The following is a 10,998-nucleotide window of genomic DNA, read 5'->3' as shown; positions in this document are numbered from 1 at the left end:
TGATTGTTAAAGAGCGTGACAGCCTCAGCTGTCGTGGGATGCGCATCTTACGCTTTCCCGATTCAGAGTCAAGCACATTTTACTGTGTTCGCTCCGGGGCATTTCGGCCCGGCTGGCACCGCTGCAGCGCTTTCCGAAGAGTGCGTGCTTTGCCGTGTCAGCGAGGCGGCATTATAGGGACATCGAACTTTCGTGCAAGCGACTTTTCGCTAAATTCATCAGAAAAACAGTGATTTTGGGTTATGTTCAATCAATACATAGCTATTCACAGCTTTATCCACATTTTTGTGGTTTATGGATCTGGTCATTGATCTAAAAGTGGCGAAAAAATGTTAAGTCGCTAGCGTAAAGCAGTTATGTCGTTGGCTCAGTAGCGGCCAAGCCTCTAACATGACCTTGTTTTAATTGATTGCTTTCTTTGTCTTTCTTATCAACTTGGTGACTATTGTGATGAATACCCCCCAGCACTCTTATTTTCGTGCCTCAGCCTTAGCCTTGGGCTTGGCCGTATTGTTCTATGTTTTAGCTCTCTCTTTTTCTACATCCATTAACGCCGCTTTATTCGCCGCTGTAGCAGCCTTGGTATCCGGACTCTTAACGCCGTTGCTTCTTTGCCGCAGCAGTTGTGCTACCGCCACAAAGGATGCGTCCGTCAAGACATCACGGCCTACGCCCCAAACTACTGCCAATCCCGTTCAGGAATCTGTGGCCATCACAGATGCCAAGACCCTGTATGTAGGTAATCTTCCCTATCGAGCCAATGAAGCGGCAATCCGCAAGCTGTTCTCAGAATATGGCCAGGTCATATCAGTCCGTTTAGTGAAAGATAAAGAAACTGGAAAACGTCGGGGTTATGGTTTTGTGGAAATGCCAGAGAAGGAAGCACATGCCGCCATTGCCGCACTAAATGAAACCGAATACTTGCAGCGTACCCTGAAAGTTCGAGAGGCTAATGAGAAGCGAGAAAGCATGGAGTTGGGGGATAGCGAGGCTTAACGATTTTTTAATCGAGCCATGCCAGTAGTTCGTTCAGGCCATATGCGCTTAACGGGCCTCGTAACGTGCAGGCCTTGGCATCAAGGCGGGTACAATAAGCCCATGATGCGCCCGGTCCCTGGACCGTCATCTCACCTACGATACTCCGCACTCGGCGGGCAACCGCCGAGCCGGAGTCCACCAACGTCACACCAGGCAGCACCTGCAATATCTCTTCCTTGAGTAGCGGGAAATGCGTACACCCAAGCACCACAGTATCAGGTGGCGTCGGGCCCTCGGACCAGGGCGAAAGAATCTCGTGGATCCGCGCCTGATCAACTGCTTCGCCCGCTAGCTTTCGCTCCGCCTGGATCACTAGCTCCGTGGAACCACAGCGTAAAATACGATGATGCGCCGCAAACTCCAGAATCAACTTATCGGTATAAGGCCGAGAGATAGTCGCAGGTGTTGCAAGAAGACCGATACAACCATTTTGCGTCAGGAGTGCAGCAGGCTTAATCGCAGGCACAACACCGACCACCGGCACGGATAACATGGTCCGCAAGGAAGGAAGTACTTGGGTACTCGCGGTATTACAAGCGATAACCACCAAGTCCACCGCATGCTTAGCCACTACTCGGGTAATCAAGCCACAGCAGCGGTGTACCAGCTCCTGAGCCGGTAACTCGCCGTAAGGAAAGCGGGCGTTGTCGAAGAGGTAGATATAATCCACATCCGGCAGGACGTGGCGAATTTCATCGTAAACGGAGAGACCACCCACTCCGGAGTCAAAAATAAGAACTCGCTTTCTCACACATCCCCCTCATACAGGCCAGAGATAATACCCCCATGTTGCCAACAGGCATAGCATCTGGCGCCGCGAAGACCCATGAAAAAAGGGGCCTCGGCCCCTTACAGTCAACTCGCTCAACCAGTGATGGTTACAACTGATAGTTGACCGTCATATAGAACGATCGCCCAGCCGCTGGATACCCAACCGCTGTCTCATACTGTTTGTCCAGCATATTGGCCAAACGGCCTTGTAACTTGAGTTGCTGGGTCAATGAATAGCCAAGTCCCATATCCCACACGCTATAACCACCCAAAACGACCGTATTGGCAGCGTCATCATAGCGTTCGCCTTGGTAAATCCAGCTCAATGAGCCTTCCCATTGCTGGATGCTGGTTTGTGCAATCCACTTGGCATTTCGCTTGGCGATACGCTGTAACTGCTTATCACGCACCGTATCTTGTGGATCCTTGAAATCAGCCGACAGTCGGTGGCTGATCTGCGCGGTATCAAATTCGGCTTCCAACTCCAGGCCATCGATTCGGGCCTGCCCGACATTTTCTGGACGCCATAAGCCACTACTATCCGGCGCCCACTGGATCATCTGCTCAATATCGTTGCGATAGCCGGTGACACGCCAGATCACCATTTTTGTCACGCCATCCAACATCAGCTCACGATTTTTAGACTCTTCCGGCTGCAGATCCGGGTTCCCTGGGGTATAGGCATCTGGAAAATAAAGGTCATTGAACGAGGGAGCTCGAAAACCGGTGCCGTAACGGCCACTCAATCGATAATCCGTCAGGAAGGTCCAGCCCGCACCACTCTGCCAGGTGTTATGCCGTCCATACTGATCGTTATCATCGGTGCGTCCACTTAACTCGGCTTGCCAAGCTCCTTGCTGGAACTGGCTGAGTGCATACAAACCTGTGTTATCACGGCTATGTGTGTCATCTGCATAAGCGACGCCACTAGATACCGAGTCCGGTGTCAAACGTTCACGTCGCCAGTCCACACCAGTTCCCAATCGCCAGGCATCGGTCAATGCCAGGTCATGCAGCCAACTCAGGTTGTACTGGCGGATATAAGTTCGATCCTGAGCGGCATCACGACTGCTGCTATCCACGTAGTTATACAGGTCCTCGCGGCCATAATTTCCTTGCAACTCACTCTGGTAGTTACCAGCATGGTAGCGGCCACCCACGAGGTAGCTCTGGTTTTCCGACCAAGTCTCTTTGCGCTCATGCTGCGAGCCCCAACTCCCGGTGTAGGAGTTGTCGTACTGAGCCTGGTTGCGGAACCAGCGGGCCGTGGTGAACAGGTCGAACTGGTTATTTAAGGCCTGTTGGTAATCCAGCATGGCGTTGTAACCCTCATACCCATGCTCATCACCATCATTCACGCCCGCCACTGGGTGAACGTTATAGCCGTCTTCTTGCTCAAAACCGGCAGCACCCTTGAGTTGCCCAGCCGCTCCGACCGTCGACGTGCTACTCCAACCCAATTGTCGCTCGCCACGCGAACCGGCCCCGCCTCTGAATTGATGCCGTTGGGTACCCACATCCGGCCGGGTAATAATGTTAATGACCCCGCCAATCGCGTCGGCACCATAAATAGAGGCCCGGGCACCACGGACGTACTCGATACGCTCCACCTGATTCAGTGGTAGATCGTTCAAATTGGCGCCACCGGAAGTGATGGCATTGACGCGCACGCCATCCAGCAGAACCAGCGTTTGCGCCGAAGTCCCACCACGAACCGCCGTCGAAGCGCTCTGCCCATGGCCACCATAACTAATGGTTTCAACCCCCGGTAGCGTCCGCATCACCTCGGTCACCGTTTTGGCTTGCAGACGCGAGATTTCTTCACGGGTGACAATATTGACCGGCGCCAGAATCGAGGCTTCTGGTTCGGCAAAACGCGAGGCAGTCACCACCATGGTTTGTGCTGTCGTGGACGTGTCAGTTTGTGGCGCAGCAATAGCAGCCACGGGCAGCAATCCTGCTACCCAGAATAATTTGCTCATAGAATTCCCTAATGCGCGTAGTGTCTATGAAGATGATGGGCCGATGATTCGGCAATGGCTCAGGCAGGTCTTCGGGCTCGGAGGCAATTCACCTTGGATGACGACTTCCCACCAATGTCTGGCAGTGTCTGGACTCTGTCTGGTCCGTGTCATCCTCGTTCCTCCATACCGCTGCGCGTCAGCTCCGGATTCTCACCGGATTCCCTTTTAAGCTGTAGCACCAGAGTGGGCGGGATTATAGAAGCTTACCCCCGTCATGTATACAGAGCTAAGTCTGCGAGTTCATTCACATTTTTTGTGGGTAATTGATACTCACGTACGGGATCTCCGCGACCGCGAGTCTGGCCTTGAGATAAACCGTTACCACGAAGAAAAAATTAGCCAGTAGATTGGCAAACCGTGGCAGGGTCGGCTCAAAGCGGATGCCGACCTCATCCAGCCGGACCAACATGCGCACGACTTTTTTAGCATTGCAACGACACAAGTGCAAAGCCGGTACCGGTTGTGGCCCCTGCGGCAATACAAACCCATTCACCCGCTCACCACTGGCTTGCCAATAAAAGTCATAGCGCCCTTTCAGCCAGTCGATATTCTCTTCAAAGATGCCATTCTTGCCACGAACGGAGCCGTTGAGATGGTAAATCAGCGTCTGTAATGCCTGCAGATCGGTGCGAACCTCCGGGAAATCGGCCGACAGTTGCGCCAGCACGTTACCCACCTGGCAACACAACTCATCGGTGAGAATTTCATAATCACAGGTCAGTTTGGTTTCAAAGATGAAGGGATAGCACAGTTCACGTAAATCGCGGGTCTTGGTGATAGCCATATCAGGATCCTGCAACGAAGGGGTACAGCGCAGGAGTGTGCCTGCACCCGAAGGCGCAGGCAATCATCCAGACCGCTAACTGGCTAACGCAGCGAGAACACCAAACATCCGTTGATTGAAGTTGTTGAAGCGATCAAAAACTGCCTCCAACGACGGATCGGGAGAACCGATCTGGTTCGCCACCACCCACCGGCTCAACTCGCTCTGCTGTTCGGGTTCAAAGAACGAGTTGGCCTGGGTCATCATCTCTTGTAACTGTTGGAGATAATCCGCTAATGGCGCCAAAACCTCCTCGGCAGCAGCGGGGGCCTTGTCAGCAACCGGCAACGCACCACCCTCGACGGGCAAGGGCGTCACTGGAGCCTCAGTCTGTGTGGTTTGTGCCAGGACACCACTCCAGGCCATGGTTTGTTGCTGTTTCAGATCCAGTGACATGCTCGCCAACTGGGTATCATCCAACTGGAATTGCTGCGCCATATCGAAAGCACCTTGCAGATCACCACTGAAAAAGCGGTCCGAAAGTGAGCCCATCTGTTGCACTAACGAGCCGATAGCCTTCAACTCATCCGGATTCAGATCACCCTGCACCGAAAAGCTGAAGCTAGCGGTATGGGAATAAAGAAATTCGCTGCTGCTCACCATCAGGTTGTCGCTACGGTTTGCACCCGCTGTTTGCGCGCCGCTACCAACCTCGGCATATGCTCCCATGGCCTTGCGATTAAGCTGGGCAGTTCCTTGCTGCATTCGCCATTGCTGCGCATCATCGAACTGCAGCACGACACGATCACCTTCTTTGGTCGTCAGCTCCAGACTCCCCTGATTCCGCGTCGCGGCAGAGGCCTGTGCCACCGCAACCGAGGCAGAGACCTGAGTCGCATCGGCAGCCGAACCAAACAGTTCCTGTTCGAACTTGCCAAGTCCTTCCTGGATCACGGCATAGCTCTTGTCGATCCCCTTGCCGAGGTCCTCACTTAACATGCCCATGCCGGATAGCTCTTGCCGCGCCTCACCAAAGCCCTGTTCGATCCCCTTCTTGGCCTGCTCCAGCATATTTTTCAGTTTCTCATCATCCCCCCCTTCGGCCTGAGCCTGGCGGATCCGACCCGTCACGAAGCCCAGTACATTCTTGGCGACTGCCTTGTAATCAAATCCCAACGGATTATCTTCGCTGAGTTCAACCGCTGAGTCCGTCGAAGGCGTCTGACTGGTGGAGGCATTAAAGCTATGGCCATCCAGACTCAAACTTTTGCTGATGGAAACATACAATACCATCTGCCCCACCCGCACCGGTGTTGCCAAATCAACCCGATCCTGCGCCTTTTCGGCCTTTTCTTGCCCCTGGATCTGGGTATGCCCCTTGTGTTTCAGACTCGGAAATAACGAGTCATGTAATCCGTCCACCTTCATAGCGTCCCCTCCGACACTCAGCCTTATCCTGATTATCGGCACGACTGACCAAAACTTGACCGCTTTTTTCTGGACAATCCTCTTTATGCCCTTACAATTTCGCCCCTTCAAGGCCAAGAGCATGAGACACAACATGAGCCAACCCATATGGGATCCAACCCGTTACCCGGCACAACTGGCTGAAAAACAGCAACAATTGCAGCAACTGTTTGCTGAATTTTCGCCGCCAGATTTGGAGCTCTTTGCCTCCGCACCGACGCATTACCGCATGCGAGCGGAATTCCGCATCTGGCATGAAGGGGATGATCTCTTCTATGTGATGTTCAATCAGGAGAGCAAGCAACGCTACCGGCTTGATGAATTCCCTGCGGCGAGTCTGCTCATCAATCAATTGATGCCTCGTTTGCTGGCCGCCTTGCGTCCACATCTGGGCTTGCGCCACAAACTGTTCCAGGTTGATTTCCTTAGCACCCTGAGTGGTGAAGCCATTATCAGTCTGCTGTATCACAAGAAACTGAATCACGAGTGGGAACAGGCCGCACGCCAACTTCGCCAACAACTGCGTGATGAGGGCTTCCAGGTCGATTTGATCGGGCGGGCACATAAACAGAAGATTGTGCTGGAACGAGACCATGTGATTGAGCGACTGCAAGTCGCTGGACGTGAATTGCAGTACATGCAAGTTGAGAACAGCTTCACCCAACCCAATGCCGGTATGAATCAGCAGATGCTGGAGTGGGCACAGGATGTCACCCGTGATGCGGACGGTGACCTGCTGGAGCTGTACTGCGGAAATGGCAATTTTTCACTGGCCATGGCACATAACTTCAACCAGGTACTGGCCACTGAAATCGCCAAACCGTCGGTCGACTCGGCGCAGTTCAATATCGCGGCCAACGGTATCGACAACGTCAAAATCCTGCGCATGTCGGCGGAGGAATTTACCATGGCGATCCGGGGTGAGCGGGAGTTCAATCGCCTTAAGGGCATCGATCTGCAGAGCTATCACTGCAACACCATTTTTGTCGATCCGCCCCGAGCAGGGCTGGATCAGGCCACGCTGGATATGGTGCAGGCTTATGAACGCATCCTGTATATCTCTTGCAACCCGTTAACGCTTAAAGACAACCTGCAGCAGTTAATCCAGAGTCACCGCATTGAGCGTTTTGCCCTGTTCGATCAGTTCCCATACACCCATCATATGGAAAGTGGCGTCTGGCTGGTCCGGCGCTGATCTCCATATACGAAGGGCGGCCTCTGGCCGCCCTTCGTATTTCGCATTCAAATTAGGAGCTCACGCAACCTGGCGAGTATCGGCTCCGGTCGCGAGCTCATCGCAAAGATGAAGGTGGGTAACGCGAGCCGAGGAATCCGGCTCACTGATTTGATAAAAGCGGTTGACCATCTGCCGGGCCAAGCAAGTGCAACGGCCACACTGGGTACCGACCTTCAACTCTTGCCGCAAATCACGCATTCCCTTCTCACCCTCGGCGAGTAGAGCCGTGATTTGGGTATCAGTCACTCCATTACACAAGCAGACGTACATAGTCGCGCACTCACTTTTCACATCACCGCTTTGATAATAGTTATCACTACATCGCTTTTCAACTATTTCATACATTTATAAAGCTATTTTTGTGTAAAAAACGCCCGAAGTGTTTTGCAGCACGGTACAGAGCTATTAATCTGAATACGATGCTCGAGCGCAAATGCCGCTCGTCCTGCTTGCTCGCAAGGGAGAATAGCCATGCAAGGTGACCCGAATGTCATAGCCCTGTTGAACAAGGTTCTGACCAGTGAATTGACCAGTATCAACCAGTTTTTTTTGCACGCCCGGCTGTTTCGTCATCTGGGGTTGAACAAGCTCAATGACAAAGCCTACAAGAAATCGATCAAGGATATGAAGCAAGCGGATGCCTTGATTGAACGCATCCTGTTTCTGGAAGGACTTCCCAATCTGCAACAACTGGGACATCTTAAAATTGGCGAACATCCCCAGGAAATGCTCGCTTGCGATACCCAGTTCGAACAAGAGCAGCTGCCGCTGTTGCGTCAGGCAATCGCGGCCTGCGAACTCGCCAGTGATTATGTTAGCCGGGATTTACTAGAAGAGATCCTAGAAGAAGAAGAGGAGTATCTGGACTGGCTGGAAACGCAGCACCAACTCATTCAGAGCACGGGTCTCGCCAACTACTTACAAAGCATGATCGCTTAAGGATACCAGCATGAAAGGTCAAGCCAATGTTATCGCGGCTCTCAACGCCCTGCTCGCCAGCGAGCTTTCAGCCATGGATCAATATTTTATTCATTCCCAGATGTATCAGGATTGGGGTCTCAACAAACTCTATGAGCGCATCGGTCATGAGTTCGATGATGAGAAAGGACATGCAACCCTGCTGATTAGCCGGATCCTATTCCTGGAAGGGATCCCCGATCTCACAACTCGGGATCCGATCCATGTCGGCAAGGACGTTCCCGAAATGCTGCAGAACGATCTGCAGCTGGAATACGATGTAGCCACCGCATTGAAAAACGCCATCAAGCTCTGTGAGCAGGAGCAAGATTACCAGACCCGAGAAATTCTGGAAAAACTGCTCGAAGATACCGAAGATGACCATGCTTATTGGCTGGAGAAACAGTTGGGACTGATCAAAATGCTCGGATTACCCAACTATCTGCAAAGCCAGATGTAACTCGTCCCAGCCGAAAGAAGGCGCCCTTGGGCGCCTTCTTGCGTACTACTCCTGCATGTAGCGATCCGATAACGGAATCCGAGCAACACCAGACTCTACTGCGGCCACAGCCACAGCGCGGGCGACCCGGGGCAACAAGCGAGGATCCATCGGCTTGGGAATGACGTAATCCGGCCCGAAGTGCAACTCATTGACGTCGGCCGCCGCCAGCACTTCCGCAGGAACCGGCTCCTTGGCCAATTGCCGCAAGGCTTCTACGGCTGCTTTCTTCATCTCGATATTGATGCGGCTGGCGCGCACATCCAGCGCCCCACGAAATAGGAACGGAAAACAGAGTACGTTGTTTACCTGGTTGGGATAATCGGATCGCCCCGTACCGATGATCAAGTCATCCCGCACCCCGTGTGCCAGCGCCGGATCAATTTCCGGATCCGGATTGGAACAGGCAAAGATCACCGGACGAGGGGCCATCAGAGCCACCTCTTCGGCGCCTAATAAATCGGGCCCAGAGACACCGACAAAGATGTCGGCCCCTTCAATGGCTTCATGCAGGGTACGTGGCCCACTATCGTTGATAAACCGTGGTTTCTGCCCATTCAGATCGGTACGACCGGAGCGGATCACCCCATGCCGATCCAGCATAAACAGGTTCTCCTTGCGCGCGCCACACGCAATCAGCAGATCCATGCATGCCACACCCGCAGCGCCTGCGCCCAGGCAGACGATGTGGCACTGCGCTAACTGTTTGCCCTGAATTTCCAGCGCATTGAGCATGCCCGCTGCCGTGACTATGGCCGTTCCATGCTGATCATCATGAAAGACCGGGACCTTGCACAGTTCGATCAACGCCTGTTCGATTTCGAAGCATTCGGGAGCCTTGATATCTTCCAGATTGATGCCACCAAAGGTATCGGCAATATTGGCGACAGTGCGGATAAAATCGGCCGGATCTGTGTGCGTCACTTCGATATCGATGGCGTCTATATTGGCAAATCGCTTGAATAACAAAGCCTTGCCTTCCATCACCGGCTTGGAGGCCAATGGCCCAAGATTACCCAACCCCAGAATGGCCGTGCCATTGGTAATCACCGCCACCAGATTGGCCTTGGCGGTATAGCGATACGCTTCGTCCGGATTTGCCGCGATTTCACGAACTGGCTCGGCAACACCCGGACTATAGGCCAGCGTCAAATCCAGCGCCGTTTCGGCCGGCTTAGTTAACTGGATGGCAATTTTGCCTGGGGTCGGCAGGGCGTGATAATCCAGGGCTTGTTGTCTCAGATCGGACATCGGCAATTCCCTCTGCTGCAGTTGAAAGAGATAATGACCCGGAGCGGGTTCGATAGATGGCGCGATGAATGTTGTGAGCATAATCCCCTTTGGCGGCTTCACAAGGGCCACTCGGAACTAATGCCAGGAAATTTTCCGCTTTGATTTTCCGATCACCGAGATGGCAGTCCGGTATGCAAGCAACAGGTTTACCGGTCACCTCAACCCGCAACGATTCAACCGAATAACCCATGGAAAAGTAACATTGCGCACTTACTGTACGAGCTGTGAACGGCCCTTATCCCGCTGCGTCTGCGGCTTGGCAACTCAAGTCAATCTCCCGTGGCGTCTGGTCGTCCTTCAGGATCCCGGAGAAGTAAAACAGGCAAAGGGGAGTCTGGCTCTGCTGAGAGCCTGTGTGCCCGATATCACGGTGTGGAGCAGTCACGATTTCAGTCAGCATACCGCTTTAAACGCATTGCTCGCTGAGCCTAATCTGCAGTGTGTGTTGCTCTATCCGGGAGAGCAGGCTCAGTCAGTTAGTCACTGGCAGGAGTCGTCACCAACAGGCCCTCTGTGCATCATAGTGCTGGATGGAACCTGGAGAAAAAGCCTTAAAATGCTCCTCGGGCATCCACAGCTGGCGCAGCTGCCGCGGATGTCACTGGCCTCAACGCATGCCAGCCGTTATCTGATCCGTAAATCGCCGCGTACCGATGGACTCTCGACCTTTGAAGCGGTTGGATTTCTCATGCGGGAATGGTGCCAGCAGCAAGGTGATGCCGTTGGAATCGCGGAAAGTGAACGCCTGCTCGCGAGCTTCGAGCGCTGGATCGCCCGCGAGCTGGCGGCACTGCCACCTGAAATCCGGGCTCGCTATCCCACGACTTGAACATGCGCGCCGGTTATCAGCTCTGGCGTTCTGGGCGACGCCCATCGAGTAGGAGGAGGCCTCGCGGCCTCCGTCCTCTCACACCACCGTACATGCGGTTCCGCATACGGCGGTTCATGT

General features: G+C 53.5%; 11 protein-coding genes and 1 riboswitch. Of the genes, 5 read left to right on the top strand and 6 right to left on the bottom strand.

Annotated elements, in window-relative coordinates; genetic code table 11:
- Positions 1 to 450: 450 nt before the first annotated feature.
- Positions 451 to 996, top strand: coding sequence for an RNA recognition motif domain-containing protein (locus tag ACYVG7_RS12050; RefSeq protein ID WP_460883347.1), 546 nt, complete (start codon positions 451 to 453; stop codon positions 994 to 996).
- A 7-nt stretch (positions 997 to 1,003) separates the two neighbouring features.
- On the opposite strand, the gene murI is transcribed toward ACYVG7_RS12050, so the two are convergent.
- The 4 genes from murI to ACYVG7_RS12030 form a co-directional block, all read right to left on the bottom strand.
- Positions 1,004 to 1,789: a glutamate racemase gene (gene murI / locus ACYVG7_RS12045; protein ID WP_460883346.1), complete on the bottom strand. Its 786-nt coding sequence runs from the start codon at positions 1,787 to 1,789 to the stop codon at positions 1,004 to 1,006.
- A gap of 127 nt (positions 1,790 to 1,916) precedes the next feature.
- Entirely contained in the window at positions 1,917 to 3,791 is a 1,875-nt protein-coding gene (locus tag ACYVG7_RS12040) for a TonB-dependent receptor domain-containing protein (protein ID WP_460883345.1), read from the bottom strand.
- A gap of 45 nt (positions 3,792 to 3,836) precedes the next feature.
- Positions 3,837 to 4,031: riboswitch (cobalamin riboswitch) on the bottom strand.
- A 46-nt stretch (positions 4,032 to 4,077) separates the two neighbouring features.
- The gene (locus tag ACYVG7_RS12035; protein WP_460883344.1) at positions 4,078 to 4,617 is read right to left on the bottom strand and encodes an ATP--cob(I)alamin adenosyltransferase; all 540 of its coding nucleotides are present in this window, start codon (positions 4,615 to 4,617) and stop codon (positions 4,078 to 4,080) included.
- Positions 4,618 to 4,692: 75 nt separating this feature from the next.
- The gene (locus tag ACYVG7_RS12030; protein WP_460883343.1) at positions 4,693 to 6,024 is read right to left on the bottom strand and encodes a DUF5610 domain-containing protein; all 1,332 of its coding nucleotides are present in this window, start codon (positions 6,022 to 6,024) and stop codon (positions 4,693 to 4,695) included.
- A 133-nt stretch (positions 6,025 to 6,157) separates the two neighbouring features.
- Here ACYVG7_RS12030 and trmA point away from each other — a divergent pair, with 133 nt between their 5' ends.
- Positions 6,158 to 7,258 carry a tRNA (uridine(54)-C5)-methyltransferase TrmA gene (gene trmA, locus ACYVG7_RS12025; RefSeq protein WP_460883342.1) on the top strand — a complete coding sequence of 367 codons (1,101 nt, stop codon included), beginning with the start codon at positions 6,158 to 6,160 and terminating at the stop codon, positions 7,256 to 7,258.
- A gap of 60 nt (positions 7,259 to 7,318) precedes the next feature.
- Here trmA and ACYVG7_RS12020 read toward each other — a convergent pair whose 3' ends face one another.
- Positions 7,319 to 7,570, bottom strand: coding sequence for a (2Fe-2S)-binding protein (locus ACYVG7_RS12020; RefSeq protein ID WP_460883341.1), 252 nt, complete (start codon positions 7,568 to 7,570; stop codon positions 7,319 to 7,321).
- A 201-nt stretch (positions 7,571 to 7,771) separates the two neighbouring features.
- Here ACYVG7_RS12020 and bfr (ACYVG7_RS12015) point away from each other — a divergent pair, with 201 nt between their 5' ends.
- Together bfr (ACYVG7_RS12015) and bfr (ACYVG7_RS12010) are read left to right on the top strand one after the other, a co-directional pair.
- Positions 7,772 to 8,239, top strand: a complete 468-nt coding sequence (gene bfr, locus ACYVG7_RS12015) for a bacterioferritin (protein WP_460883340.1) — start codon at positions 7,772 to 7,774, stop codon at positions 8,237 to 8,239.
- Positions 8,240 to 8,249: 10 nt separating this feature from the next.
- Positions 8,250 to 8,717 (top strand): bacterioferritin, encoded by a 468-nt coding sequence (bfr, locus tag ACYVG7_RS12010; protein WP_460883339.1) that lies wholly within the window; start codon positions 8,250 to 8,252, stop codon positions 8,715 to 8,717.
- A 45-nt stretch (positions 8,718 to 8,762) separates the two neighbouring features.
- On the opposite strand, the gene ACYVG7_RS12005 is transcribed toward bfr (ACYVG7_RS12010), so the two are convergent.
- Positions 8,763 to 10,007, bottom strand: a complete 1,245-nt coding sequence (locus ACYVG7_RS12005) for a malic enzyme-like NAD(P)-binding protein (protein WP_460883338.1) — start codon at positions 10,005 to 10,007, stop codon at positions 8,763 to 8,765.
- Between the two features lie 160 nt (positions 10,008 to 10,167).
- Between ACYVG7_RS12005 and ACYVG7_RS12000 the strand changes: the two genes are divergently transcribed.
- Entirely contained in the window at positions 10,168 to 10,878 is a 711-nt protein-coding gene (locus ACYVG7_RS12000) for a tRNA-uridine aminocarboxypropyltransferase (RefSeq protein WP_460883337.1), read from the top strand.
- Positions 10,879 to 10,998 lie beyond the last annotated feature (120 nt).

The sequence above is a fragment of the Pseudaeromonas pectinilytica genome (assembly GCF_054780855.1).
Note: the sequence above shows the minus strand (reverse complement) of the source record. Positions and strands in the feature narration are given on the sequence as shown.